The organism is Maridesulfovibrio salexigens DSM 2638, from assembly GCF_000023445.1.
Lineage (GTDB): Bacteria > Desulfobacterota > Desulfovibrionia > Desulfovibrionales > Desulfovibrionaceae > Maridesulfovibrio > Maridesulfovibrio salexigens.
On sequence record NC_012881.1, the window covers coordinates 2,729,080 to 2,754,559 of the forward strand.

Sequence of the window (25,480 nt, forward strand, 5' to 3'; positions counted from 1 at the left end):
AATTAATCCTGCGGCTTGAGATTTAAATCCATTCTGGTGCCTTCGGACCAGAGACCTTCCACGTTGTAAAAACCGCGGTTATCTTCCTGAAAAATGTGTACGATAATATCGTTCAGATCGAGAAGGATCCAGTCTCCGGTTTTGTAGCCTTCCATACCGAGGTATTCGATATTTTCCTTGGAAAGCTGCTCCAGAACGAAATCAGCCAGAGCCTGTGCGTGACGCACACCTTTTGCTCCTGCAACCATTACCACTTCGGCGATGGGGCAGATGCCCTGTACGTCTACAGCGGAAACATCACTGGCTTGTTTTTCATCCAACCATTCAGCAACAAGCTGAACTTTATCCTTAGTATCGATCTGTTTAAATTTCTTTTCTTTAGTTTTCATTCTTTTGGTTTAATTAACCGGCGTCTTCCCCTTTCGGAAAACGCGCTTGAATTCGGAGCACAAACAGCAGGAATAAAGGGCTTAACACCCCTGCGTGCCGGAGGTCCGTTACTCCCGGCCAGACGCAGTTCTCACATTTCGTCCAAAGTACAATATGATTATATAGAGAATTTACGTCCGCTACGCAATCCATCTATAGCGGACTTTTAAATCATTTTCAATTGTGAAAATTATTTTCGAATCTGAAAACATTTTCATATAAAACTTTACTTCTTAGTATATCAAAAAATATCCTTAAAGCATAACCCCTTTCCTAAGCTTCGTGATTAGCTGACAATTAACTTATGTTTATATGTTTTTGTAAACCATCCCGCTTGACGGCGGGCAAACACTTATGCATTATACACGACATGCTTAACCACGACCTTTTTTCCTTTTTCTTTTTTTTCTTTTTTAGGACTGAAATATAGTCATCCCGTGGTTATGGAAAAATACACTTACTGAGAGTTTACCGGGCCACGGGCGCAAACCCCGTGGCCTTTTTTATTTTGTAACTTAAACCCTGTACCGGGATCAGCCATATCAGGAGGCAAGAGATGATCTTCGACGTAGACAAGGAAACAATGCCGAGGGAAGAGCTGGAAGAATTACAGCTCAGACGTCTTAAACAGCTTTGCGAGCGAGTTTATGCCAACGTTCCTTTTTACACCAACAAATTCAAGGAACTGGGTATTGAGCCCAAGGACATCAACTCCCTATCCGACCTGACCAAGCTCCCGTTTACTGAAAAGCAGGACCTGCGCAACCACTACCCCTTCGGCCTTTTTGCTGTTTCCCGCGAAAACATCGTCCGCATCCACTCCTCTTCCGGCACCACCGGCAAGGCAACTGTTGTCGGCTACACCAAGCGCGACATCAAAAACTGGGCGGACCTCATGGCCCGTTCCTTCGCCATTGCCGGAGCGACTCCTGAAGACAGCATTCACAACGCATACGGCTACGGCCTGTTCACCGGAGGCCTCGGCGCGCACTACGGTGCGGAAGCACTGGGCGCAACCATCATTCCGGTATCCGGCGGCGGTACCAGACGCCAGATCATGCTGCTTAAAGATTTCGGCGCAGATGTAATCTGTTGTACCCCTTCCTATGCACTGTTCCTGCACGAGACAGGCAAGGAAATGGGCATCGACTTCAAAAAACTGCCCCTGCGCATCGGTATTTTCGGTGCCGAACCTTGGACAGAGTCCATGCGCCGTGACATCGAACAAAAACTGAACATCAAGGCCCTCGACATCTACGGCCTTTCCGAAATCATGGGCCCGGGTGTTGCCATGGAATGTGCCGAAGAGCAAAACGGTCTGCACATCATGGAAGACCATTTCCTGCCCGAGATCATCAACCCCGAAACAGGCGAACACGTTAAACCGGGCGAAGCTGGAGAGCTGGTAATCACCACCCTGACCAAGGAAGGTATTCCGCTTATCCGCTACCGCACCCGCGACCTGACCCGCCTGAACTACACTGCCTGCCGCTGCGGTCGCACTTTCGCCCGCATGCAGCGCATTATGGGACGCAGTGACGATATGCTTATCATCCGCGGCGTAAACGTATTCCCATCTCAGATCGAGTCTATCCTCATCGAAACCGAAGGCCTTTCACCGCACTACCAGCTGGTAGTTGAGCGTGACGGAAACCTCGACATCCTGACCGTTAAAGTCGAAATTTCCGGAGCAGCATTCTCCGATGAAATTAAAAATTTACAGCGTCTCGAAAGAAAGATACAAAAAACTATTAAGGAATTCCTTGGCGTAACAGCCCGGGTTAAACTTGTGGAACCCAAATCCATTGAACGTTCCGTTGGTAAAGCCCAGAGAATTCTCGACCTGCGTAATCAGGACCAGCAATAGAACCTAATTCAAATGCGAGGAAACACCATGAAATGTGACCAGCTATCCATATTCCTTGAGAACCGTGCCGGAAGACTCGCCGAGGTAACCCGTCTGCTTACCGAGAACAAAGTCAATATCCGCGCCCTCTCTCTTGCCGACACTTCCGATTTCGGTATCCTGCGACTCATCGTGTCCGACTTTGATACAGCACAGAAAGTACTCAAAGAAGCAGGATTCACTGTGGGCAAGACTTCTGTCGTAGCTGTCGTTGTAGACGACCAGCCCGGCGGTCTGCATAATCTGCTCGAAATGCTGCGCGGCTCCGGTATTAACGTAGAATACATGTACGCTTTCGTACACCAGTCCGGCTCAAACGCCGTAATCATCTTCCGCTTCGACCGTACCGATCAGGCTATCGAACTGCTCGAATCCAAGAACATCAAGATGATCCCCAGCGAAGAGCTGTGTAAGTTATAAGCCTCCGGCGGCTGGGAAAGGGATACTTTTTGTAAAAAGTATCCCTTTCCCAGACCCCATCCCTTCCAAAACTTTTATTAAGCTTCGCATATAGCGCGTATAGACGGCGTAGACTTGATCGCAATATCTTGGTTGGTATTGCGTTTTTTTGTTATAAAGGGATTTATGAATATAAAATTACTTAAGCAAGAATCACCCTGCCGCTGGCGTATGGAAAAATACGGCCCCATGCGTGTTGATGCGCTATTCTTTGGAAACAAGGATATCATCCTCGAACTGGATGACACCACGGTTTCGCAGGTACGGGATGTGGCCTCTCTTCCGGGCGTGGTCGGCCAGGTCTGCGCCATGCCGGATGCCCATTCCGGTTATGGGTTCCCCATCGGCGGTGTTGGAGCTTTTGATGAGAAGCACGGGGTTATTTCAGCAGGTGGAGTTGGATTTGATATTTCCTGCGGAGTACGCACTCTTACTACCGGATTGAAGAAACAGGATTTGATCACTTGTGATGCCAAGCTTGCGGATTTGCTTTTCAAACGCATTCCGTCCGGCGCTGGTGTTGGAGGTGATATTATCCTTGAAGGTGATCAGCTTGATGAAATGCTGCTTGGCGGTGCTTCATGGGCTGTAGGTCAAGGAGTCGGAAAACCGGAGGATCTCGGCAGGATTGAGGGGAACGGCAGAAATAACTTTGCTGATCCGTGCAAAGTCCCTCTCAAAGCCAAGCAACGCATGCGTAACCAGATGGGATCACTGGGATCAGGCAACCATTATCTGGAAGTACAGTATGTGGAAGAAATTTACGATAAAGCTAAAGCCGCGGCCTTCGGGATCGGAATTGACGATGTGGTGGTCAGCATCCATTGCGGATCACGAGGATTGGGGCACCAGATTGCCAAGGATTACCTGCCCATGATGGCCAAAGCCGCTCCCGGATTCGGTATCAAACTTCCTCACAAAGATATTGCCTGCGCGCCGATTAATTCCGAATTGGGCCGCGACTACCTTGGAGCCATGGGTGCGGGCATCAACTGCGCCCTTGCCAACCGTCAAGCCATCACCCACCTTGTGCGTGAATGTTTTACAGATACTTTGCCACAGGCTGATTTGCGGCTGCTTTACGATGTGAGCCATAACACCTGCCATCGTGAAGAATTCAAAATTAACGGCAAAAAGAAAAATCTCTGGGTGCACCGTAAAGGCGCAACCCGCGCACTCGGCCCCGGACACCCTGAACTGCCAAGAGAATTCAAAAAACACGGCCAGCCTGTAATTATCGGCGGAAGCATGGGGACAGCGTCTTACATCCTTTCCGGAACAAAAGACTCAGCAGAAATATCTTTTTCATCCTGCTGTCACGGTGCTGGAAGGGTTATGAGCCGAGCCAAAGCGCGTAAGAATTTCAAAGGAAATAAAATCCAGAAAGAACTTGGCAGGCACGGAATTATAATCCGTACCGGATCTTTCAAGGGCATTGCCGAAGAAGCTCCCCTTGCCTACAAGGATGTGGACATGATCATCGAATCAACTCAAACTGCCGGAATAGCAGAAAAGGTTGCCCGCCTACGACCCATTTTATGTATAAAAGGCTAAAAATTGTGGAAATAGATTTTGATTTAGACTAAGTTACTCTAATGGAAAATATTGAAGTAATTAACAAGGATTGGCTGGCTTCCATGGCCTCCACAAAAAAGGAATTCCTGACCAAGCTTTTTGCCGTTTTCCTGCGAGATGAACCCGCCCGGGTAATCAAAATAAGGGAAGCTTTTCAAGCCGGACAGATGGATGAACTTAAATACCTTGCCCACTCCCTTAAAGGCGCAGCTGCCACAATGGGAGCAGACAGGGTTCGTGAAGCCTGCCTGAGACTGGAATACAGTGCTCGTGACGGTGACAAGGAACTCTCTGAAAAAAACCTGCATATTTTGGAAGATGAGATGAAGCTTGTTTACGATTTCATGAGCGATTTCATACAATAACCCAAAAATCTGCACTGAATATTTCATAAAAAGACCGGGGAAATCTTTCCCCGGTCTTTTTATATTTTAATGGCAGTTCCGATGGTAATCACTTTGTCTGCGGGAATCCGTAAATAGTCTAAAGGATCTTCCGAGACGGAGCTGAGCATGATAAAAATTTTCCGTCTTAGCAGGTGTTCTTTGTTGTCCTTGTTAAAACGCAACAGCATTCGTCCTATATAAAAATAACTGTCCGCACTGCTAAGCCCCAACTGGTTCCATGATTGTACCAAAATCAGCGACAGATTCGGCTTTTCCATGAACCCGTAATTCACAGTCATCCAGTATATATTTTTTTCAACAGTTTTCAGGGAAATACGTTTGTGCGAGTCAAAGTAAGGTTCACTGGATGTGTTCACCCGCAGGAACACCAGCTTCTCGTGAACTACCCGATTATTGCGTAGGTGTTGTAAAAAAGCATGCGGTATGAATTCGGAAGCTGAAAGAAATACAGCTTCTCCCGGAACCTTTGCCAGCATGTACTTTTCAATTTCGGATTCCAGATCAGAAACCTCAAGTCCGCGTGCCTGCAACCGCTCCTTAAGTACGGATCTGCCCCATATCCAGACATACATGCCATAAGCAATTAAACCGGCCAGCAATATGGGGAACCAGCCGCCCCCTGCAATCTTGGTAAAGTTGACAATGAAAAAGCCAAGATCAAACAGGGCAAAGAACCCGGTCAATATTGCTGCAAATATCCACGGGTATTTGCGTATCCTGCGCAGATAAAACCAGAACAGATAAGTGGTGATAACCATAGTTCCTGTTATGGCTATTCCGTAGGCCCCGGCCAGATGTTCAGAGCCTTCAAAAACCAGCACCAGAAAAATGCACAAACCAGCCATAACCCAGTTTACTGATCTCACATAAACCTGACCCGGATTTTCTTCCGAAGTCTGTAAAATTCGGATACGTGGAATAAAACCGAGATGGACAGCCTGAGCGGTAAGCGAAAAGGCACCGGAAATAATGGCCTGTGAAGCAATGATTGCCGCGAAAGTCGCCAGAGCGACCATAGGCAACATTAAAAATTTGGGGAAAAGGCTGAAAAACGGGTTGATTATCGATTCGGGATTCTCGATCAGTATAGCCCCCTGCCCCAGATAATTCAGCAGCAGACTGGGCAGGGCCACAAAATACCATGCAAGTGTAATCGGCCTACGTCCGAAATGTCCCATATCGGCAAAAAGAGCCTCCCCCCCGGTAACACAAAGGACAACCGCCCCAAGAACCATGGTTCCAGCCAGACCGTTTTCAGCAAAAAAATTCAATGCATAATATGGACTAAATGCCTGAAGTACGACCGGATTACCTATTGCTGAGAATAATCCGAAAACACCTATCACCGTAAACCAGATCAGCATGACCGGGCCGAACAAACTACCGATTTTATCAGTGCCGCTGCTCTGAAAAGCAAACAGAGCCAGAAGAATTGTGCAAGCTATATACGGCGTGTATTGGTGTGCAGCCGTTGTAGCGATATCTAGCCCTTCAATGGCGGAAAGCACGGAAATTGCCGGAGTGATAACCCCGTCACCATACAGCAACGCCCCGCCGATCATTGCAGCGAAAAGCATAAATGAAGCTGATCTGCGCTGCCCTTCATGACTGACCAATTCGTAAAGCGCGAAAATACCGCCCTCGCCCTCGTTATCTGCTGCCATGACAAAAGTTACGTACTTAAGGCAGATCACAATCAAAAGAGCCCAGATAATCAGGGAAAGCACTCCAAGTACATTAGCCGGGTTAAGCGCAATGGCATGATGCCCGCTGAAACAGGCCTTCATTGCGTAGAGAGGACTGGTTCCGATGTCTCCGAAAACAACTCCCAATGCACCCAATGCTAACGCGGCCTGACGGCTTTTATCTTTCTGTTTTAGCATAAGCTACCCGCGTAGGATTCAGCCGAACAAAAAAAGGGGAAAACTATCCGGCAAAATAGTTTTCCCCTCCTGATGAAACATATTAAAATTTACTCGCCCTTACGACCGTACGTTTCCTTCTCAATCAGCCACTTTCCATCTTTACGCAGAAACTCAAAAGAAGGATTAAATTTACCACGCCCATCGTTGCTCCGGTAATCCCACTGTACCCTTATGTTACATTTATTGCCTTCAACCGAGAATGAGGTAATCTTGAACAAACGCAATTTGAAAGAACTCTCCAACCAATAAGAAGAACAACGAGCCAGACTTTCACTGAAATCTGAAAACAAATGTTCTTCAGTTGATTTGCACGGGAACGACATTACAACCGCATTATCAGCATACAAGGAACGAATAGCATCGAAATCCCTGAGATTGTAGGCGTCCTTATAATCAAAAAGAACATCCTTGATTTCATCGCGGACCCCATCGTCAGCAGAAGCTCCAGCGGAAACAGCAGCACAGGCAACAACCAGCAAAATCAACATTGAGAATAAAATTTTCTTCACAGCAAACACCTTATGATACGTTTATTTTATGCAACTTCATTTCTCTTAAAACAAATTGAAATAAAAATCAGCAAATCCCGTTCATCTTACGCCACTTTTGCAGACAGGCCTGCACTTCCTCAAAAGTTTCGTCAGGATTTTTTCCAGCTGTATCCACAATACATTCGGCATTATTATCTTCCTGAAATTTAACATCCACCCCGATAACTTCGCCAAGGTCCTTGAATTCCTTTCCGGTACGCTGCCGCTCAAGAGCCTTTTCATACAAACCGGCCATAACCAGCCCCTGCTGCCGCCCGGATTCCCGTTTCATGGCCATATTCACAGGGCAGCGCAAATATACTTCAGCAAAAAATTCTATTTTCTCACGGGCATCATTGCGCCAGCAAAGCTCGTGGGCGGAACCGTCCAGAATTACACATCGACCGGACTGCATGATTGAAAGAGCATCTTCCACAAATAAATTATAAGCACGCTGACGCTCGTCACAGGTATATTCAGGATTGGGGATATAAATTTTTCGCCGATCATCCATACAAAGAAGGACAACCTTAACTCCTTCTGCCCGCAACTTATCATACAATTTTCTAGCAATGGTACTCTTGCCGCATGCAGGCAGGCCGGTAATCCAGATAGCCCAGTTTTTGTTAACGCATATACCTTTCGAATTGGACATAATCGAAAACCTCATCCTCAAGGACATTTTCAATAAAACGCATCAACGCATCCCGCACTTCCTGCGGATGATCTGGATACCATACAGGCGAAGCAATGACCAACCCCCTGAACACGAAAAATGGGGCCATAACCTGTAGGACCTCCATATCTCCGGTCTTTTCAAGATAGGTTTCCATATAGGTCATGTATAGATTGCGCATCTTGCTGGAAAATTTACCATCAGAATAAAGGCCGAAAAGAATATAATTAGTTGCCATGCAACAAAGGTCCCCGGCAGGTTCGCCCCACTCACCCCGGCTGCGGTCGAGCACGCTGAAATCTTCCGGGCCGCCCATGAGAACATTCCACGGATGAAAATCACCATGAACAGCACATAGACGGTGGGTATAATGAAAGAGCTTCCAGCGCCAATCAATCAACTTCTTCTCTAGATTCACAAAACGGCTTTGAGAAAAAAACTCGCAAGGGTGTTTGAAAGCCTCATCAATCAATCCCATAATACATTCGCTAGACCCGATCAGATCGCGGATACGACGCATGTACAAATGAGGATCATCTTTCTTTACTGAATGGATTTCCGCCAGCCACCCGGCTAGATCGGCAGCGCTTTGAACGTCCTGATCCGAGAAGTCCCCGTTACGGATGCGGTCAAGATCGTTAAAGTAATCATATCCCTGTAACTTCTCATTAAGGATAAAAAATTCCTGCGGTTCATTGAGGGGAAGCATCTCGCCACTACGACTGATATATCCGATTCCCATAGGTTTAACATGGCGCGGAAGACGTGCCGAGGTTTCATACTGAAACATGAGCACTGCCGCCCTGTCCCAATAGAACTGGTGCCCGTAATTATCCCCTTTCATGACTGAAATAACGGTTTCGCGCTCCTCGCCATCCACAGTGAAAAGCACCAGCAACGGTTTACCGTAGCCGAATTTCTTCATCCCCTGCTTATCGAGCGAACCGATATCCCCGTAATCCACAAGGACCGTGCCGGGGCCAAAAGCTTCTCTCAAGTAACCTTCAAGCATGGCAGCGGTTATTTCAATCATGATGCATCCTCCGGGATTTTAATTCCTAGGATACAGGAACAGACAACTCACTTACAACTATTTTCGGCAAAAAAGAGGTCAAAGCACTTAGAATAAAAAAACCGGAACCCTGCGAGCAGGATTCCGGCATAAGATCAGATTGCGTAAACTGGTAATTTTAAAGTTTACCGAAGTTATCTTCGTAACGTGCCCAGAACTCTTCTTCAGTATAAGAATGTTCCTGAGTACCGAGTTTCTCAACACAGTATACAGCACTGACAGCTCCTACATGGGCAGCTTCAACAAGGTTTTTGCCCATAGCAAGGCCCTTGATCAGTCCGGCACGGAAAGCATCGCCTGCTCCGGTGGGATCTTCTACAACTTCAGCCTTAGCAGCGGGAACTTTGGTTTCGCCGCCTTTTTCAACAACAAGACAACCCTGTTCGCCAAGAGTTACGATGATGGAATCACAAATTCCCATGAGTTCATCACGGGTCTTGCCTGTGGACTTCATGATCATTTCCAGTTCGTAGTCATTGGAAACAAGGATCTTGCAGCCGCTAATCATTTCCAGCAGCTGTTCACCGCTGAATGCGGGAATGTTCTGGCCCGGATCGTAGATGAAAGAGACACCTTTTTCACGGTAGACCTTGGGGAAATTCTGCATGTCATCAAGGTTGCCGGGAGAAACGATTGCCAGTGCATCCGCAGGATTCACAGCAGAAAAATCGTAATCGCAACCGTATTTCATAGCACCGGGGTTGAATCCGGTGATCTGGTTGTCGGATTTATCGGTAGTGATATAAGCTCCGGCGGTGAATTCGCTATCTATACGCTTAATGCCTTCACGGGTAATTTTGTTATCATCAAGCCATTTTTCATAGCCGTCAAAATCTTTACCGCCTGTACCGAGGATTACGGGTTTCTCATCGAGCATGGAGAGAGCGTAAGCTATGTTTCCGGCTGTTCCGCCGAAGCGTTCATCGAGGCCGTCCACAAGAAAGCACACATTAAGCATGTGAATTTTATCGGGCAGGATATGATCGGCAAAACTACCGGGAAAACTCATAATTCTGTCATAGGCCAAAGAACCGGAAACCAATATCTGCATTTGTTTGAACTCCTTAAATGTGATTCGAGCAAGAAATAAATAAGCATACTCCCACTCGCTTTGCGCGGATGAGAGTATGCTTTCTTTAATGGTAAAGTCAATAAACAGGCTAGCCGGTATGGCTTTTTACCCATTCAAAGAACTCTTCATTACCCTGCTTTGCCTCCATAGCAACAATTGCAGGACAATCATAGCTATGGAGGTTCTTTACCGTCTGGATCAATTTCTCAACCAGTTCAGGTGTTGTCTTGGCGAGAAGGACTGTTTCCTCGGAATGCTCAAGCTTCCCCTCCCACCAATACATGGATTCCATCTTCTCAAAGATATTCACACATGCAGCCAGATGACGCATGACCAGCTCTCCACCGATCTCACGCGCCTCTTCAACGTCCCCAGTGGTTATATAAACCATCATTACGGACATAAAGCCCTCCTACTTACAGACAGGACTCTCACCGGGCTTGGCGTTTGCAAGGTAATTACTGATTGCATCCAGTTCATCGGCAGTAATAGTCATGCCCATATCAGCCATGCGCTGGTTGGTTTTTTCCCATGCAGCCAGATCTTTTTTACCCAAGCCGCGACAAACGCGCTTCAAGCTATGACAAGATGTACACTTGGTAAGAACAAGGCTGGAACCATCTGCAGCACCGGAAGTGGAAAGTCCTAAACCGGAGATGGTAAACAGAGCCGCAACTATCAAACTTAATGCTAATTTCATATTCAATTCCTCCACTTTGGATTTGTATTAGATGATACATGAATTGACATGAACGGCAACATTTATCACCATCATGGACATATATTCGATGATTGTAAGTTAGACCAAGAAATGATAGCCCACAGCAGACATTATGAAAATGAAAAGCCCAGATAAAAAAACTCTGCAAAGAGCAACCATAATCTATGACCGTCTGATTAAAAGGTATCCGAACCCGGAGCCGGAATTAGATTGGAATAATGCATGGGAACTGATGGTTGCCACGGCCCTTGCCGCACAGTGTACGGATGTGAGGGTCAACAAGGTTACCCCGGAACTTTTCAAACGCTGGCCCGGTCCCGCCGAAATGATCAAGGCGGATATCGCGGACATCGAAGAAGTAATCCGCTCCACCGGACTTTTCCGCAATAAGGCGAAAAATCTGAAAGGTGCGGCGGAAGTTGTCATGAATGAGTTCGGCGGTGAAATGCCACGGACCATGAAAGATATGATCAAGCTTCCCGGAGTAGCCCGCAAAACCGCCAATATTGTGCTGTCCAACGCCATGGATATTCACGAAGGCGTGGCAGTTGATACCCATGTAAAAAGGCTTTCATTCAGGATGGGCTTAACCGAAAGCACCAACCCAAATGTAATTGAAAAAGACCTGATGCCGCTTTTCAAGCGCGAGAACTGGGGCGACGCCAACCATGTTCTTGTCCTTTATGGCCGTGAAATATGCTCGGCCAGAAGCCCTAAATGCGACATTTGCGAACTTAACGATATCTGTCCGAAAAACGGAATTGAGAAAAAATAATGAGCGAAGAGAAAAAGAAACCCGGTACCTTTACCGTACATGCAACCGACGGCCACGCGCGCCGCGGAACCCTTGTCACCGCACACGGTGAAATCCAGACCCCGGTCTACATGCCCGTTGGCACCCAGGGTGCTGTTAAGGGTGTTTCCCCACGTGATCTGAAAGAAATCAACTCCCAGATCATCCTCGGAAACACCTACCACCTCTACCTGCGTCCCGGTGACGAGCTCGTTGCCCGCCGTGGCGGTCTGCACAAATTCGCCAACTGGGATAAACCCATCCTCACCGATAGCGGAGGATTTCAGGTCTTCAGCCTTGAGTCCATCCGTAAGATCACCGAGCAGGGTGTAGAATTTCGTTCCTATCTTGACGGATCAAAACATTTCTTTTCCCCGGAAAAAGTCATTTCCATCCAGAACAATATCGGCTCCGATATCATGATGGTGCTGGATGAATGTGTAGGTTACGGACATGACCGCGACTACACAGCAAAATCCCTTGAAATGACCACCCGCTGGGCCAAACGTTGCCGTGATGCATACCCCGTAGGTTCCGGCGATCAGCTCATGTTCGGTATTGTTCAGGGCGGCTTCCACAAAGACCTGCGTGAAGTATCCCTTGAGCAGCTCCGCGAGATTCCCTTCGAAGGTTTCGCCATCGGCGGCCTGAGTGTAGGTGAACCCATCCCGGACATGTACGACATCCTGCAGCACATCGGCCCCAAACTGCCTGAAGAAAAACCCCGCTACCTCATGGGCGTGGGAACTCCGCTGGACATCCTTGAAGGTATTGCCAACGGCGTGGACATGTTCGACTGCGTGCTGCCCACAAGAAACGCACGGAACGGAACCCTGTACACCAGCCTCGGCAAGGTCAACATCAAGCGTGCGCAGTATCGCGAAGATGACTCCCCTCTGGACCCGAACTGTGACTGCTACACCTGCCGCACATTCAGCAAGGCTTACCTGCGCCACCTGTACACAGCCAAGGAACTGCTTTCCTACCAGCTGAACTCGATCCATAACCTGCGCTTCTTCCTCAAACTGACCGAAGAAGCACGGGATGCCATTGAAAAAGGCACTTTCGCTGACCTGCGCAAAAAATACGAAGCGGTTTACGAATCGCCAGTTAAATAATGAAAATTATCAGACCATTATTAACGCTGATTGGAGCACTGACCGTTGCCGGAATACTGGCGGCGGCAGTGCTTTTTTTCTTTGCCCCGGTTCTGCTTCAACAGGAGGATGAGCTTGAAAAAGCTGATGCCATCGTAGTTTTAGGAGGACATTACTACCGTCCGCTCTACGCTGCTGATCTCTATAATAAAGGCTATGCACCTCGTATTTTAGCCAGCAAACCGGTAATTACACCGGAAATTGAAGCTGTGCGCGATCTGGACATACATTTCCCCTACCAATGGGAAGTATTTAGGGATGTGCTGCTGAAAAAAGATGTGCCGGCAGAAAGAATTGAATTTTTCGGCAAAGCTAACATCAGCACCCTTGATGAAGCGGAAAAACTGAGAGACAAACTCACTCCGCAAATAAAATCTATAATACTCGTGACCTCGCCCATGCACACTCGGCGTGCCGGAATCATCTTCAGGGAGATTCTACCACCGAACGTAAAGATCATTGTGGTCGGCACTCCCTACGAAGTCACCCCAGAGAGGTGGTGGACCAATTTCCGGGCTGCACCATTTGTTGTTCTGGAAGTAGCCAAAACACTCTATTACGAATTTGGAGGAGCTTTCAGAAGCTCGGAATCAACTACCAATTAAAAAGAAAAAAGACCTTCCGGATACCGGAAGGTCTTTTTTCTTTTTATGCTTTAGTCATTTTCTGCAATGTGCTGACTATCTTTTCCATTATCGCATCAATCTCAACAGACTCCGGCAGATTGAGAACGTTACCATCTGACATCTGGCGTTCCACCAAACCGGGCAGTTGCGGCATGGTGAAACTATTCTGCGGCAGATGATCCAGCTTGGGAGGCTCTCCGCCCAAATAGCGATTGATAACCAGCACCTGATTATCCAGCCCCAACTCCGAAGCCATACGGCCCACCTCTGAAGCTGTCTGAAAACTGCGTATGGAAGGCTCACTGACAACCACTAATCCGTCAACGTGCATGGCTGTCCCCCTGCCGAGATGCTCTACCCCGGCTTCAAGATCAACCAGAACGCAATCATCACTGTCCATCACGATATGGGCCAGCAGTGCTTTGAGCAGGGCATTAGCATCACAGGCACAACCGCCCCCGGCGTTGGAAAGTCCGCCCATTACCAGCAGCCTTTTCTTACCCGGATCAACACCGGGGAAAGGCTCTTCATGAAGCGGAAGTTCCACCGCAAGCTCTTCCGGCAGATCACCTACTTCCGGGTTTAGGTTGAGAAAACCTTCCTCATGTATCCGATCTCTGACCAGGTCAGTTCTTGAAGACACAGAAACTGGAAGTACCCCGGCATCCAAGCCGGAAGACTGCCCAAGCGACAGGGCCGTGTCTGCATCGATCATCCAGACGTTCTGTCCACTTCGGGCCATCCAGTCTGCCATCCACGAGGTGATGGAAGTCTTGCCTACACCGCCCTTGCCTGCAAATGCCAGCTTCATACTCAACTCCCCTACTCGCTTAGACCAAGACCTATACGTTTAGCCTTGATCCTTTCATCGAAGAGTTCGGCAGCCTTAACCGGATCAGGTTCAATAACAAATGAAGCACCGACCAGATCTTCAAGTCCGGAAACAGCTATGTTGGTCACAGTTTCGGAACCAAGAATATTCGGCGGATGTCCGAGGTGGGTGTAAATCCCACTGGCTACGGCATAAAGGCCGATTGCTGCGGCTTTTTCCGAATACCACTCAGGAGAGGATGCTCCAACCGGCAAGTCACTGATGTCTACATTCAAAGCATCAGCCAGTGCTGCACAAAGTTGCAGGATGCGGGCATTATCCACACAGGACCCGTAATGCAGAACAGGCGGAATTCCCAAAGCGCCGCAGACCTTCTTGATTCCCGGTCCGGCCATTTCAATGGCATCGGGAACCAGCAGTCCGGCTTTACCTGCTGCGGTAGTTACGCATCCGGTAACCAGAACAAGAATATCTTTCTTGATCAATTCCTTGGCGAGCCCCACATTCATGGAATCCTGCTGGAACTTAGGGTTGTTACAACCGACAATTCCAACAGCACCACGAATATCCCCGGCAGCAATAGCCTGAACCAGCGGATCAAGGGAACCGCCCAGTGCGGAGATAACGGCCTCGTTGGAAAATCCGGTCATGATTTCCACAGGCTCACAAGGAATATCCACACGGGAAGCATCACGTTCAGAATATGCTTTAACAGCCAGACGCACTATTTCAGTCGCCTGCTCGTAAGCATTATGCGGATGAATATCAAAATGAGTGGCCCCGGTAAAACGGGCCTTAGCTGCGGTGTCGATAAATCTGGTGTGGTAGCAGCTGGAAATCTGCACAAGACTGGGCATGATGCACTGATAATCAACTACCACAGCCTCAACCGCTCCGGTCAGGATTGCCAGCTCGGTCATAAGGTGGTTCCCCGCCATGGGAATGCCTTTACGCATGAGCAATTCGTTACCGGTACAACAAAGACCTGCGATGTTGATTCCGGCTGCTCCGGCGGCCTTTGCTTCGGCAACAATTTCAGGATCACGGGAAGCGGCCAGAATCATCTCGGAAACAACGGGATTGTGTCCGTGTACAAGAATATTAACTTTGTCTTCTTTGATAACGCCAAGGTTGGCCTGCGACATGGAAGGGGTCGGGGTTCCGAAAATAACATCTGAAAGCTCGGTACCGATCATGGAGCCGCCCCAGCCGTCAGCAAGTGAAGTCCGGGCTGCATGGAGAAGGGTGTTAGGCGCGTCATTATCACAGCCCATATGGGTACGATGCATCATTTCGGCAATTTCACGGTCAACACCGCGCGGGACCATACCCAGCTTGGTCCAGATGTCCTTACGCTTCTGGGGAACGCGGGAAAGAAAAGAAACTTCTTTTTTGCGACTGCCGAAATCACCAAAGAAACATTCCATTGCATCGCGGGCAATGTCCTTGATATCGCGCCCTTCAGTTTCAATACCTACTTCAGCGGAAATACGGCGCAGTTTATCTTCGTCAGTAATTTTATAATCTTTGGTTTCACCCTCGACAATCGCTTCAAGCACCTCAATCAAATCGCGTCCATGATCAGAATGGCCTGCTGCACCGCCAGCCACAAAACGACCGAAGTTCCTTGCAACCACAACATCCGCATCAGCGCCGCATACACCGCGCGGAGATTTGGGGGTAATTTTACACGGCCCCATGGTACAGATACGGCAACTGGTACCAAGTTCGCAAAATTTGCAATGCGGAGTCTGCTTTTGCAGCCTCTCATGCACTGTTTCAATACCCTCTGCACGCGCTTTGTTAATCATCGCACGGGCATCTTCCCAAATTGTCAGTTCTTCAGCCGGACGGGGGTCTTTCGCCATTAACCTATCCTCCCTGTTTTTCCGAAATCATAAAAGATAACTTCCGGTTCATTCCTATTACTCTAACGTAACAAGTCGGACGCAATATGTTTGTCGGGTACCCGACAAAAGAAGTATATTTTTGATATTCGATAAACTTCACTGCCTGCAATCAGTATATCCCCCTGAGAATCGCATACTTTTTAATATAGAAACAGGTTAATTTTCAGCGAAGGACTTCAGTTGCTCAAGATCGGAAACAAGCCAGTCAGAACGGTCAATTCGAACAAGAATTCCTTCGCGTATAAGGTTGTTCAGCAGGGTGGATACAGTTTGGCGGGTAGCGCCCAGAAGAGTAGAAAGTTGCTCGGTAGTCAGGTTGAGATTTATCTCTATTCCGCCATCAACGGGTTTCCCGTATTGATCTGCTTCTTTGTACAGATAGGCGCAGAGACGTGAATTGATATCTTTGAAAACCAATCCATCAATTACGGAAAAAGAATTCTGAAGAATCTTACCCAAAACGCGGACCATAGTGCGGTTAAAAATAGGAATATCGGCCATACAGCGCTTAACGGACTGAACATCGGTGGTCAGCAACATGCCGTCTTCATAAGCCTGAACAAAACATCCGGCATGGGTGGAATAAAGATCTCCGGGTCCAAGTATCCCAAGAGTAAATTCCTTGGATTCGTAAGCAAGGTAAATACGCACCCTGCCTTTTGCGACAATAAAGACGAGATCATCCTCAGTATCGGGAGCAAAAATAACCGCCCCTTTCTTAAACTTGCGTTCACTGAAAACATTACGGATATCTTCAAAATCAGCACGTTCTAGCTCATCCAGAAGATTGATACCGGAAAATTTCATGCTTAACCGTCCTCAGGTGCAGCGGGGAGTTTTTTCAAAAATTTGTCCATATTTTCAGCACATTCAGACAAAGACGTATCACATCCGCTTTCTCGGATTACAATTTTAATATCATCGAACATCTTGGCAACAAAAAGCATTCCCGGATTTTCAACCACAGTGCTGGCTCCCTTACCTGACCCGGAAAGAATTCCCATAACCTGTAACATGGTCAGATTCCGGGGGGAAACGGCAAAAGAATATAACTCATTCCCTTCTTCTGACCCTTTGATCAGAATTCCGCTTTCCACAAATCTATCCAGCAGCGGAGAGATAAACCGCACAGGAACACCTATCTCCCCTGCAAGTTCTTCCAGATCATAAGGATGCTCAGAATTCTCAAAGCGCATAGTCATAAGGCTCAGTGCCAGCAAGGAAAACTTCTGCATATCCTCCACTCCGGCATCGGGCATAAACTTCTGCTGCCGATAAAGCATCACATTCTGGACAGCGTAACTAATCTCCGAGCCGAGCAGGACTATCACCCAACTGGCATAAAGCCAAACCAAAAAAAGCGGCAACTGAGCAAAACTGCCGTAAATTGCATTGTACTTGGTAACCCCAATCTGCCAGTTGATGTAGGCCCACTGTGCCATCTGCCAGACAGTCCCAGCCACCACCCCGCCAGCCAGAGCACTGGTAATCCGTACTTTAGTATTAGGCATAAAGGCATATATAAAAGTGAAAGACAACCAGATAAGAACCAAGGGAGCCAGACTGATCAAAAAACTTTCCAGCTCCGTAATTCCATAAATACTTCCAAACTGTTGCAAAACAGCCTGCTTCTTGATGGATACGCTGACACTTGTGGCTACAATAACCGCCACCGGACAAATGAAAATTACCGAGAAAAAATCTGTAAATTTACGCCAGAAAGTGCGTCCGTGGCTGACTTTCCAAATTATGTTGAAAGCTTTTTCAACAGTTCCCACAGTAGAAAGAACAGTAAAAAGCAAGGTAGCAACACCTATCCAGCCGAGAGTCTGAACATTGGTATTATCCACATACTCAAGAATCTTCCCGACAACTTCTTCCCTTCCGGCAGAAACTTTAAGCAGCATCTCTTGGATATAACTTGAATCCTGAAAGCCCATTCCCTTCATCAAAGAAAAGGCCACCGCAAGAAACGGAACAATGGAAAGCATTGTAGTAAATGTGAGTGCGGACGCACGAATAATGCATTGATCTCTAAGAAACCCTATTGTGACGAGATAGCCCACACGGGCCATGGTATGCAGAATCTTTATGGGACCGCTGACATGGGAAGCGCTCCAATCCCAAATATCATTCAGGAAAAACTCGGAAATCCGTCTTCCAACTTTTCCACCGGTCATCGCGTGCCCCCTGCTGAATTATGAATAGGTAACTGAAAGCATTGCTATACAAATATCAATTTTGTTGAACCATATCAGAATATAAGCTTCCTGAAAAACATAAAAGACTGCTCCGGAAGACCGAGCACATCATTAAGCACATCGCTCCAACGCTCAAGCCCCTTTACCTCGACTTTAGGATCGCTGAGCTTTCCTGTTACAGCGACATTGACCCCGGTCATGGCATCAAGAAAAGCATTTACCAGCTTCAGGTAAAGGTTTGGCAGCTTGATAATATCAGCATTGACCTGCACGTTGATGGAATCCTCAGGAAAACTGAATCCACCCTTGGCTGTTGCGGTCAGGTAGTCTGTTTTCAAAAGGTAGTTCCCAACCTTGAATCGACCATCCTTACCGTTAACAACACCGGACATGACCGAAAAACGGGTCGGACTGGGAGATTTCTCTTTTTTAGTGTCATTTTCAGCGGCAGTAACAAAAAGGTACGAACCATCTACAATTTTAAAGGCCAATCCTCCGGTCATGGTATTTACGAAATCTATATTGGCGGTAGAATTTCCGCTTAACTTAAGGGAAGCATCAGTCTTACCCTTCACGCAATCACGACCAACGTAATCAGCAAAAAACAACCCGGCCTCAAATTGGCGAACTTCAATATCAGTATCCAGTGAAACTGTTCCGTTTTTAAGACCAAGGTCGAGCTTTCCTGCCAGGTTACCTTCATGAAACTTACCCTGCATATTATTAATGCCGATAACCTGATCTTTCATATCCACGTCCGCACTGAGACTGCTGCCCGCAAAATCAAAAATACGAAAGTAATTACACTCTACCTTTCCGCTGGCATTAATAGCCCCAAGCAGTGCATCGGGGAACTGCCATTCCGAAAATTTAAAATTCTGGACTTCCTTAAACCCGTTTTCTTTACCTTTATCTTCAGTACTGGAGGCAAAAACATCAGGCGGCAGAAAACGGTCTACATCCACCCTGTCGCCTTTAATGACAAAGTTCAAAAACGGTTTTTTAAAATCAGTGACCTGAAAAGTCGCCTCTGCCTCAGCTTCATCAAGGCTGGCCTTATTTACCCTGAAGGTTAGGTTCTCACCGTTAAGCTGAAAAGAGGAATCCAGAGAAACAGACTCAAATGCATCGGGATCCTGAGTTTCAGGTTTTCCAACTCCGAAGAGATCAAAAAATTCTGCACAAGCTACCTTAGGCAGCTTAAGCTCTCCATTTGCTGAGGCGGTTTCGCTGCCAAGCCTGCGAGCATCCACAGAGCCGGATAAATTAATTTTACCACTCTTCAAGGAAAAATTATCCAACTTCAAATCACCGGACTTAACTGCTCCGCTGCCGGAAACAACAAGCGAAACATCTTTCTTGATAAACGGAACTCCTTTGCCGCCAATAGAAAAGTCCAGCTTACCATCCCTGATATCAACATTTGCCGGATCAAATCTGCTGGTCAAAACCCCGCCGTTGAACCTGCCCTTAAAAGAGCCCTCCGGCTCCAGAAAAGAACCGGACAGTTTCAAATCAACCTTGCGGCCGACTAATCCCTGAGGAGTCTTCCCCGCCAAGGGTTCAAAATTAAGCGATAATCCGGCTCGTTTCACCCGCAGCTTTTTCAACTCATCAGGAACGTTCTTGAAGCCCAAATCAGCGACAACGTCATTGCCCTCAAAACTGGAATCCAGCTTGAGGTTACGGACAAGTTCACCGGGAGTGCGCCCATTGGAACGCAGGTAGTTCAGCTTAAATGCAGCCCTGCCAGCATGGAATTTTAAACTATCCACCTTAAGCGGGATGCGCGCCAAAGAAAACGGAGAGACAGAGCCTTGGCCGTTCAGGTAAAGAACATCCTTTTCACGACGCTTATCAAAGGCCAAATCAACGGACAGGCCGAAATCGCCATCTAAATAAGACCCTTTGCCAATGCTTAAACTGGCGACCTTCGGTCCCGGAGAGACGGCAAGCTTCACATTCTCCAGATTGATACCGTCATAAACAAAACGATCCAGCTGCAATTTACCATTACATGGAATCTTCTTCACCAGATCGGCAATGACCATATCGCGCAACGGATTTTTCATCGACTCAGGTTTTGCTTTGCCAGCAGTGCCGTTACCGTTAATCTTTTTCTCTAAATCGAAAAGCTTCGCATAGGGATCAAAAATCACGGAATCAGCATGCACATCAAACTCAAGCCAAGGGCTGCGGTAATCCTTGAGTGAGAAATCTCCTCTGATGACTGTCTTATCCACCGCCAGAACCATGTGCGAAAGCTCGGTCTTTTCCAAGGTGGAATGGAAATCCATTTCAAAGGAAGCTACATTTAAAATATCTTTAAACTCAGCCGGGATGGGAATAGGCGTAAATCTTGAAAAAACTTTCTTGGGATCAAAACGGGTAGACTTAAGAGAACCTTTAAAATCAGGCGCATGATAAATATCAGTACAATTTGCCGAGCCGCTTAAACGTACTCCTGCCCCTTGCAGTACCAGCCCCTTAACATCAATCATTCCCTCAACAAGATTGAAATCAAGCGAAGCTATACCTTCCACTACCTCACCTTTACCAAGCAGCTCATCGCTTTCAACCTTCACTGATAGAGAAGTCTCGGAAAGGGACACCTGTTTCTCCTGCACAGAAAAATCCAACAGTCCCTTAAGATTTGCCTGAGCTTTGAGATTGAACAGGGCTGCATCAAGCATTGCGCTAAGATCAAATGCTAATGGGGTTCCCTTACGCAGCAGACCGGTACGAACATTAACTCCGGACACCGTAAATGAATTACCGCTACCCTTATCACTATATGAGCAGGTTGCATTCAAAACGCTGAGTCCCCGGACGCTGATGCTATCGAAATATTTTATTCCGACATCATCATTTTCCGCACCGTCATCAGATCCTAGAAGGGGAAGATTTAAAGAACCGTCTTTGAGGCGATCCACATGAAGAGAAGGCGAATCCACAATGATTGTATCAACTTCTAAATCCCCGCTGAGCAATGGAATTAAACGAACCTTGAAGTCGATACCTTGAACGGTAAGTTGATGAGGATAGGCTGAATCTACTGGAGCTGAAACGGTCAAGGGACCGGTCTCCACCCCCAGCCAAGGATAAAATATCAGATCTAAATTTTCGTCGAAACGAACTTCGCGTTCGAGCTTTTCGCTGAGAATATTTTCCAAAGCAATGCGTGGTTCATCCGACTCAAGATAAAACACACCTCCAACCACCGCAGCCAAAATACAGAGGTCAAAAAGGATAAACAGAATCCAAAAAAGTTTTTTTACCCGCAAAAGCACTGCCAGCACCCATATATAAAAATTTACCCCGCCCCAAAACTATTACTTTATTAACCGGGAAAAGGTAAGGGAATTCCAACGGAACAGATAACCCTACTGAAATTACTTTTCCTGACAGAACAATGAAGTCTTCATGGGATGCCCGGTCACATCAGCCACAACCGGACACTTTACTTTAAAAGCATAGTAGACATCCGGTCTGACACCCCAAAGGGATTCAAAATTGCCCTGACCTTTACTGAGCACTACAGGGGACTCATCAAGGCGAGCAAGAAATTCAGGACTGCAACGGTTAAGCACCGTACCGGGTGTATCAACACCGGAAGTAACAACTTCACACAAATCAGTCATGCCGACAACTTTTGCATCTACCACTGTGGCATCATTGAGAATATTTTTACCGCGCACAGCATAGGTTACATCAATACCCTCATCACGCAATAGTCCGGTCAAGATTGTATCCAGTCCGATTTCCCCGGCATTATCACCAAGTACCAGCAAAGACTTATGCTCGCGCACTTCATGGATAAATTTACTGAAAGCAGCATGATCCAGACCATGCTCAAGATTTTCAAGTTCAGCTTCCCAGTCATATTCGCCCATAACTGCGCAATCCATATAGTTGCCGATAATGGAAACTCCCATAGCCGCCAGCAACGGCTCATCACTGGCCTGTACCTTGTTCTTAACTTCCGGCAAAAGCTCTAACACGCGTTTGTTGGCTTCTTCTTTCTGGGTTTTAAAAATATCAATCTCGCCAACATACTCTGCGACTTCTCTAAAAAGACGTCCGGCCAGGGAAGGAGGAGATTCACTCAGATCAGCAGATGCAAAACCGGCCGCCCAGTGCTTTACAACTTTTTCATGAATATCTTCCTGACCGGGACAGGTTTCCCTAATCCCAGCAAGAGCCATCTTCAAAAAACATGGCAGGCAATCCAAATGAGTTCTCATAACTATACCTTTCCCACTCTAAAAAGAGCTGGGCTAATTTTGATTCCATAAGCGAGAAAAAAGGGCATATTTTTAGCCCAAACATCAACATGAAAACATTTACGCCGCGCAATAAAACACTGAATTTATGACATTTACTACCAAGGCACGGCTGTTGCTTATCTAAAAGTGACAATAACTAAAACAGAGGAGTAAACAATGCCATTTACCAACAGAAATAACAATAGCTCCCAAAGGGCTGGTCGGGGACAGGGTCCTTGCGGAGCCGGAATGTCCAGAGGAAGAGGCGCGGGCTTCAGGCAAAACGACAACATGGGGCCCGGAATAGGGCGTGGAATGGGTGCCGGACGTGGACAGGGGCTCGGCTTAAGACGCCGGGACGGTTCCTGCCAGCGCATGCAGAATCAGGATTTCGGAAGTGATCGGTACGCAAACGATCTTGAAAGACGCATTGCCGACCTTGAATCTGAAAACCAGAGACTTAGAGCCGAAATGAATAAATAATTAAATGGTTCCGGGACTTGATCCCGGGACCATTTTTAAGGACCTGATATGAAGATAGCAATTGCCAGCGGCAAGGGCGGTACCGGAAAAACCACAGTTGCCGTTAACTTCGCCGCCTACCTTGACTCCTTGGGCAAAAGTGTAAGTTTTACTGACTGCGATGTGGAAGAGCCCAATGCCCACTTTTTTCTGAATCCTGATCTCAGTGAAGAAAAAGACGAATTCCTGCCTGTTCCGGCTATTGATGAAGAAAAATGCCTCGGCGAATCGTGCAGAAAATGTATTGAACTCTGCCGTTTTAAATCACTCATCTGGATGGTCGATTCCGTACTCAGCTTTTCGGAACTATGCCACGGTTGCGGGCTCTGCGAACTGGCCTGCCCTGCCGATGCCATCAGCGAAGGCAAACGCCTTATCGGAACAACTTCCACAGGCAAAGCAGGTAATATTGATTTTACACGGGGATTACTGAGAATAGGTGAAGCTATGTCCCCTCCGCTGATCAAGGCAGTTAAAAATATTTCCCCCCGGGCAGAAATAAACATTCTGGATTGTCCCCCCGGAACATCCTGTCCGGTGGTGGAATCCATTGATGACACAGATTTCGTAGTGCTTGTAACCGAACCCACCCCCTTTGGACTGCACGACCTTAATTTGGCAGTACAACTGATGCAGACCCTGAACATGCCTTGCGGTGTGGTTATCAACCGTGCCGGTATGGGTGATGACAGAGTGGAAAAATATCTTGCAGAAAAAAAAGTCCCCCTGCTCGGCTCCCTGCCGCACAGCCGTGAAGCCGCTTCCAGTTATTCAAAGGGCGATTTGCTCTATGAAAACATCCCCGGATTCAAAGATGAATTCGCAAGGATCTGGTCTTCCATCCAAGAACACGTGAGCGGAGCACAATAGAATGAAACAATTAGTAGTTATCAGCGGAAAAGGCGGTACCGGAAAAACCAGCGTAGTATCCGGCCTTGCTTCACTCGGTCCCAAGAAAGTCCTCGCCGACTGTGATGTTGATGCAGCTGACCTGCATTTGATCCTGCACCCTGAAATCAGGGATACACACGACTTTTTCAGCGGAGAACGTCCGGAGATTAATCCCGAACTCTGTACTCAATGTGGTCTTTGTGCCGAACATTGTAAATTCGACGCCATATCCAAAGACTTCGCCGTAATGCCTGAAAAATGCGAAGGCTGTGGAGTATGTTCATATGTGTGTCCGGTTGAAGCGGTTTCAACTGCTCCCAGACTCTGCGGCCAGTGGTTTCGCTCTGAAACACGCTTCGGACAGATGGTCCACGCAGAACTTGGTATAGGTGAGGAAAATTCCGGCAAGCTGGTTACCACTGTCCGCAACGCTTCCGCAGAAGTTGGGGAAGAGCTTGGCGCCGAGCTGGTACTGGTTGACGGTTCTCCCGGTGTTGGCTGTCCGGTAATCGCTTCCCTGACCAATGCAGATTTAGCTGTATTTGTGGCTGAACCGACCATTTCCGCAGTGCATGATCTGAAAAGGGTTCACAAGCTGACTGAGCACTTCAAAATCCCCTCTATGGCCATCATCAATAAATGCGGAATCAACGCCGAGCAGGAAAACGAAATAAAATCGTTCTGTACTGAAAAAGAAATTCTTCTGGCTGGCGAGCTGCCCTACGACACCATTTTTTCAAAGGCGCAGTTGGCCGGACAATCTGCTGTTGAATATGATCCGGACGGTATGGGGAAAAAGATAGAAGCCATCTGGAATAAAATGGAAGCAAACCTTTAAAGGAGAGTAAGCATGGGTAAGGAAAAGATTCTCATTCTTGGATGCAGTCAGGCAATGGATGACGTTTGCACTGGTTGCTCGCGCTGCATGGTCGGCTTTAACCGTCGTGACGGTGAATTTGCAAATTGCGCAGATGATGCCGAGCTTACCGCAATTGTCGGCTGTGGCGGTTGTCCGGGGTCTGGGATAGTGACAAGAATGGCTAACATCAAACTATGGAACGCTCCTATGGGAGAGGTTCCGAACAAGGTTTTTGTTGCCCCTTGCATAACCATGCACTGTCCCCACAAGGACATACTGCTCAAAAAGATTAATGCTAAAGCCGGATGTGAAGTCATTGAAGGCACACATCCCTACATTCCCGAAAACATTTTCGCCGAATAAATTCAAAATATGCCTATTTACGAATACAAATGCCGTGAATGCGGTGCCGTTTATGAAGAGATTGCCAGTGCCGGAAGTGCTCCAGCCCCCTGCCCTTCATGTGGTAAGGATGCCGGAGAGAAACTTATGTCTTCAACATCATCCCTTACGGGAAAGGATACCCCGAACATACCTGATTCTGCGGGGACCGGATGCTGCGGAGCCAACCCATCCTCTAAAGGATGCGTCCCCGGATCCTGTTGCGGCAAAGCTTAATAATAAAAAAGCACCGTCTACGATAAGACGGTGC

Annotated in this window: 26 protein-coding genes; 12 read left to right on the forward strand and 14 right to left on the reverse strand. The window is 47.4% G+C overall.

What is annotated here, in order from left to right:
• Positions 1 to 2 precede the first annotated feature (2 nt).
• Entirely contained in the window at positions 3 to 389 is a 387-nt protein-coding gene (rsfS, locus tag DESAL_RS12535; RefSeq protein ID WP_015852364.1) for a ribosome silencing factor, read from the reverse strand.
• Between the two features lie 596 nt (positions 390 to 985).
• Here rsfS and DESAL_RS12540 point away from each other — a divergent pair.
• The 4 genes from DESAL_RS12540 (at position 986) to DESAL_RS12555 (ending at position 4,734) form a co-directional block, all read left to right on the forward strand.
• Complete coding sequence (locus tag DESAL_RS12540; RefSeq protein WP_015852365.1) at positions 986 to 2,296, forward strand: phenylacetate--CoA ligase family protein; 1,311 nt, start codon at positions 986 to 988, stop codon at positions 2,294 to 2,296.
• A gap of 27 nt (positions 2,297 to 2,323) precedes the next feature.
• Positions 2,324 to 2,755 carry an ACT domain-containing protein gene (locus DESAL_RS12545; RefSeq protein ID WP_015852366.1) on the forward strand — a complete coding sequence of 144 codons (432 nt, stop codon included), beginning with the start codon at positions 2,324 to 2,326 and terminating at the stop codon, positions 2,753 to 2,755.
• A 165-nt stretch (positions 2,756 to 2,920) separates the two neighbouring features.
• Positions 2,921 to 4,348, forward strand: coding sequence for an RtcB family protein (locus DESAL_RS12550; RefSeq protein ID WP_015852367.1), 1,428 nt, complete (start codon positions 2,921 to 2,923; stop codon positions 4,346 to 4,348).
• A gap of 41 nt (positions 4,349 to 4,389) precedes the next feature.
• Positions 4,390 to 4,734: an Hpt domain-containing protein gene (locus DESAL_RS12555; RefSeq protein WP_015852368.1), complete on the forward strand. Its 345-nt coding sequence runs from the start codon at positions 4,390 to 4,392 to the stop codon at positions 4,732 to 4,734.
• A gap of 59 nt (positions 4,735 to 4,793) precedes the next feature.
• Here the strand turns inward: DESAL_RS12555 and DESAL_RS12560 are convergent, their stop codons facing one another.
• The 7 genes from DESAL_RS12560 to DESAL_RS12590 form a co-directional block, all read right to left on the reverse strand.
• On the reverse strand, positions 4,794 to 6,659 hold the full coding sequence (locus tag DESAL_RS12560; protein ID WP_015852369.1) for a potassium transporter Kup: 1,866 nt from the start codon (positions 6,657 to 6,659) through the stop codon (positions 4,794 to 4,796).
• Between the two features lie 89 nt (positions 6,660 to 6,748).
• On the reverse strand, positions 6,749 to 7,210 hold the full coding sequence (locus tag DESAL_RS12565) for a Cif family virulence factor (protein WP_157046955.1): 462 nt from the start codon (positions 7,208 to 7,210) through the stop codon (positions 6,749 to 6,751).
• Between the two features lie 67 nt (positions 7,211 to 7,277).
• On the reverse strand, positions 7,278 to 7,886 hold the full coding sequence (locus tag DESAL_RS12570; RefSeq protein WP_015852371.1) for an adenylyl-sulfate kinase: 609 nt from the start codon (positions 7,884 to 7,886) through the stop codon (positions 7,278 to 7,280).
• Positions 7,858 to 8,940: a phosphotransferase family protein gene (locus DESAL_RS12575; RefSeq protein ID WP_015852372.1), complete on the reverse strand. Its 1,083-nt coding sequence runs from the start codon at positions 8,938 to 8,940 to the stop codon at positions 7,858 to 7,860. The genes DESAL_RS12570 and DESAL_RS12575 overlap by 29 nt, the downstream gene beginning before the upstream one ends.
• Positions 8,941 to 9,097: 157 nt before the next feature.
• Positions 9,098 to 10,030, reverse strand: coding sequence for a carbohydrate kinase family protein (locus tag DESAL_RS12580; RefSeq protein WP_015852373.1), 933 nt, complete (start codon positions 10,028 to 10,030; stop codon positions 9,098 to 9,100).
• A 109-nt stretch (positions 10,031 to 10,139) separates the two neighbouring features.
• A complete protein-coding gene (gene cutA / locus DESAL_RS12585) occupies positions 10,140 to 10,454 on the reverse strand; it encodes a divalent-cation tolerance protein CutA (RefSeq protein ID WP_015852374.1) in 315 nt (104 codons plus the stop codon).
• Between the two features lie 9 nt (positions 10,455 to 10,463).
• Positions 10,464 to 10,751, reverse strand: a complete 288-nt coding sequence (locus tag DESAL_RS12590) for a cytochrome c (protein ID WP_015852375.1) — start codon at positions 10,749 to 10,751, stop codon at positions 10,464 to 10,466.
• Positions 10,752 to 10,884: 133 nt separating this feature from the next.
• Here DESAL_RS12590 and nth point away from each other — a divergent pair, with 133 nt between their 5' ends.
• From nth to DESAL_RS12605, 3 genes are read left to right on the forward strand one after another with little or no spacing between them, the layout of a single operon-like run.
• Complete coding sequence (nth, locus tag DESAL_RS12595; protein WP_015852376.1) at positions 10,885 to 11,547, forward strand: endonuclease III; 663 nt, start codon at positions 10,885 to 10,887, stop codon at positions 11,545 to 11,547.
• Positions 11,547 to 12,683 carry a tRNA guanosine(34) transglycosylase Tgt gene (gene tgt, locus DESAL_RS12600; RefSeq protein WP_015852377.1) on the forward strand — a complete coding sequence of 379 codons (1,137 nt, stop codon included), beginning with the start codon at positions 11,547 to 11,549 and terminating at the stop codon, positions 12,681 to 12,683. The genes nth and tgt overlap by 1 nt, the downstream gene beginning before the upstream one ends.
• Positions 12,683 to 13,327, forward strand: a complete 645-nt coding sequence (locus DESAL_RS12605; RefSeq protein WP_015852378.1) for a YdcF family protein — start codon at positions 12,683 to 12,685, stop codon at positions 13,325 to 13,327. The genes tgt and DESAL_RS12605 overlap by 1 nt, the downstream gene beginning before the upstream one ends.
• A 43-nt stretch (positions 13,328 to 13,370) precedes the next feature.
• On the opposite strand, the gene DESAL_RS12610 is transcribed toward DESAL_RS12605, so the two are convergent.
• From DESAL_RS12610 to DESAL_RS12635, 6 genes are all read right to left on the reverse strand, one after another.
• The gene (locus tag DESAL_RS12610) at positions 13,371 to 14,159 is read right to left on the reverse strand and encodes an ATP-binding protein (RefSeq protein WP_015852379.1); all 789 of its coding nucleotides are present in this window, start codon (positions 14,157 to 14,159) and stop codon (positions 13,371 to 13,373) included.
• 11 nt (positions 14,160 to 14,170) lie between these two features.
• Positions 14,171 to 16,048, reverse strand: coding sequence for an anaerobic carbon-monoxide dehydrogenase catalytic subunit (gene cooS / locus DESAL_RS12615; RefSeq protein WP_015852380.1), 1,878 nt, complete (start codon positions 16,046 to 16,048; stop codon positions 14,171 to 14,173).
• A gap of 198 nt (positions 16,049 to 16,246) precedes the next feature.
• Positions 16,247 to 16,897: a Crp/Fnr family transcriptional regulator gene (locus tag DESAL_RS12620; RefSeq protein WP_015852381.1), complete on the reverse strand. Its 651-nt coding sequence runs from the start codon at positions 16,895 to 16,897 to the stop codon at positions 16,247 to 16,249.
• 2 nt (positions 16,898 to 16,899) lie between these two features.
• Entirely contained in the window at positions 16,900 to 18,270 is a 1,371-nt protein-coding gene (locus DESAL_RS12625; RefSeq protein WP_015852382.1) for a YihY/virulence factor BrkB family protein, read from the reverse strand.
• A gap of 74 nt (positions 18,271 to 18,344) precedes the next feature.
• Positions 18,345 to 21,590 carry an AsmA family protein gene (locus tag DESAL_RS12630; protein ID WP_015852383.1) on the reverse strand — a complete coding sequence of 1,082 codons (3,246 nt, stop codon included), beginning with the start codon at positions 21,588 to 21,590 and terminating at the stop codon, positions 18,345 to 18,347.
• Between the two features lie 93 nt (positions 21,591 to 21,683).
• Complete coding sequence (locus tag DESAL_RS12635) at positions 21,684 to 22,535, reverse strand: damage-control phosphatase ARMT1 family protein (protein ID WP_015852384.1); 852 nt, start codon at positions 22,533 to 22,535, stop codon at positions 21,684 to 21,686.
• Positions 22,536 to 22,805: 270 nt separating this feature from the next.
• Here DESAL_RS12635 and DESAL_RS12640 point away from each other — a divergent pair, with 270 nt between their 5' ends.
• The 5 genes from DESAL_RS12640 to DESAL_RS12660 are packed head-to-tail and all read left to right on the forward strand — an operon-like array spanning position 22,806 to position 25,446.
• Entirely contained in the window at positions 22,806 to 23,039 is a 234-nt protein-coding gene (locus DESAL_RS12640; RefSeq protein WP_157046957.1) for a hypothetical protein, read from the forward strand.
• Positions 23,040 to 23,087: 48 nt separating this feature from the next.
• Positions 23,088 to 23,948, forward strand: coding sequence for a P-loop NTPase (locus DESAL_RS12645; protein ID WP_015852386.1), 861 nt, complete (start codon positions 23,088 to 23,090; stop codon positions 23,946 to 23,948).
• A 1-nt stretch (position 23,949) separates the two neighbouring features.
• Positions 23,950 to 24,807, forward strand: a complete 858-nt coding sequence (locus tag DESAL_RS12650; RefSeq protein ID WP_015852387.1) for an ATP-binding protein — start codon at positions 23,950 to 23,952, stop codon at positions 24,805 to 24,807.
• 12 nt (positions 24,808 to 24,819) lie between these two features.
• Positions 24,820 to 25,191 (forward strand): CGGC domain-containing protein, encoded by a 372-nt coding sequence (locus DESAL_RS12655; protein ID WP_015852388.1) that lies wholly within the window; start codon positions 24,820 to 24,822, stop codon positions 25,189 to 25,191.
• Positions 25,192 to 25,200: 9 nt separating this feature from the next.
• A complete protein-coding gene (locus DESAL_RS12660) occupies positions 25,201 to 25,446 on the forward strand; it encodes an FmdB family zinc ribbon protein (RefSeq protein WP_015852389.1) in 246 nt (81 codons plus the stop codon).
• The last annotated feature ends 34 nt before the right edge of the window (positions 25,447 to 25,480 follow it).

Excerpts from the sequence above, each read along its gene's own strand:
- rsfS (WP_015852364.1), bottom strand. The coding sequence starts at position 389 with ATGAAAACTAAAGAAAAGAAATTTAAACAGATCGATACTAAGGATAAA.
- DESAL_RS12540 (WP_015852365.1), top strand. The coding sequence starts at position 986 with ATGATCTTCGACGTAGACAAGGAAACAATGCCGAGGGAAGAGCTGGAA.
- DESAL_RS12545 (WP_015852366.1), top strand. The coding sequence starts at position 2,324 with ATGAAATGTGACCAGCTATCCATATTCCTTGAGAACCGTGCCGGAAGA.
- DESAL_RS12550 (WP_015852367.1), top strand. The coding sequence starts at position 2,921 with ATGAATATAAAATTACTTAAGCAAGAATCACCCTGCCGCTGGCGTATG.
- DESAL_RS12555 (WP_015852368.1), top strand. The coding sequence starts at position 4,390 with ATGGAAAATATTGAAGTAATTAACAAGGATTGGCTGGCTTCCATGGCC.
- DESAL_RS12560 (WP_015852369.1), bottom strand. The coding sequence starts at position 6,659 with ATGCTAAAACAGAAAGATAAAAGCCGTCAGGCCGCGTTAGCATTGGGT.
- DESAL_RS12570 (WP_015852371.1), bottom strand. The coding sequence starts at position 7,886 with ATGTCCAATTCGAAAGGTATATGCGTTAACAAAAACTGGGCTATCTGG.
- DESAL_RS12575 (WP_015852372.1), bottom strand. The coding sequence starts at position 8,940 with ATGATTGAAATAACCGCTGCCATGCTTGAAGGTTACTTGAGAGAAGCT.
- DESAL_RS12580 (WP_015852373.1), bottom strand. The coding sequence starts at position 10,030 with ATGCAGATATTGGTTTCCGGTTCTTTGGCCTATGACAGAATTATGAGT.
- cutA (WP_015852374.1), bottom strand. The coding sequence starts at position 10,454 with ATGTCCGTAATGATGGTTTATATAACCACTGGGGACGTTGAAGAGGCG.
- DESAL_RS12590 (WP_015852375.1), bottom strand. The coding sequence starts at position 10,751 with ATGAAATTAGCATTAAGTTTGATAGTTGCGGCTCTGTTTACCATCTCC.
- nth (WP_015852376.1), top strand. The coding sequence starts at position 10,885 with ATGAAAATGAAAAGCCCAGATAAAAAAACTCTGCAAAGAGCAACCATA.
- tgt (WP_015852377.1), top strand. The coding sequence starts at position 11,547 with ATGAGCGAAGAGAAAAAGAAACCCGGTACCTTTACCGTACATGCAACC.
- DESAL_RS12605 (WP_015852378.1), top strand. The coding sequence starts at position 12,683 with ATGAAAATTATCAGACCATTATTAACGCTGATTGGAGCACTGACCGTT.
- DESAL_RS12610 (WP_015852379.1), bottom strand. The coding sequence starts at position 14,159 with ATGAAGCTGGCATTTGCAGGCAAGGGCGGTGTAGGCAAGACTTCCATC.
- cooS (WP_015852380.1), bottom strand. The coding sequence starts at position 16,048 with ATGGCGAAAGACCCCCGTCCGGCTGAAGAACTGACAATTTGGGAAGAT.
- DESAL_RS12620 (WP_015852381.1), bottom strand. The coding sequence starts at position 16,897 with ATGAAATTTTCCGGTATCAATCTTCTGGATGAGCTAGAACGTGCTGAT.
- DESAL_RS12625 (WP_015852382.1), bottom strand. The coding sequence starts at position 18,270 with ATGACCGGTGGAAAAGTTGGAAGACGGATTTCCGAGTTTTTCCTGAAT.
- DESAL_RS12635 (WP_015852384.1), bottom strand. The coding sequence starts at position 22,535 with ATGAGAACTCATTTGGATTGCCTGCCATGTTTTTTGAAGATGGCTCTT.
- DESAL_RS12640 (WP_157046957.1), top strand. The coding sequence starts at position 22,806 with ATGTCCAGAGGAAGAGGCGCGGGCTTCAGGCAAAACGACAACATGGGG.
- DESAL_RS12645 (WP_015852386.1), top strand. The coding sequence starts at position 23,088 with ATGAAGATAGCAATTGCCAGCGGCAAGGGCGGTACCGGAAAAACCACA.
- DESAL_RS12650 (WP_015852387.1), top strand. The coding sequence starts at position 23,950 with ATGAAACAATTAGTAGTTATCAGCGGAAAAGGCGGTACCGGAAAAACC.
- DESAL_RS12655 (WP_015852388.1), top strand. The coding sequence starts at position 24,820 with ATGGGTAAGGAAAAGATTCTCATTCTTGGATGCAGTCAGGCAATGGAT.
- DESAL_RS12660 (WP_015852389.1), top strand. The coding sequence starts at position 25,201 with ATGCCTATTTACGAATACAAATGCCGTGAATGCGGTGCCGTTTATGAA.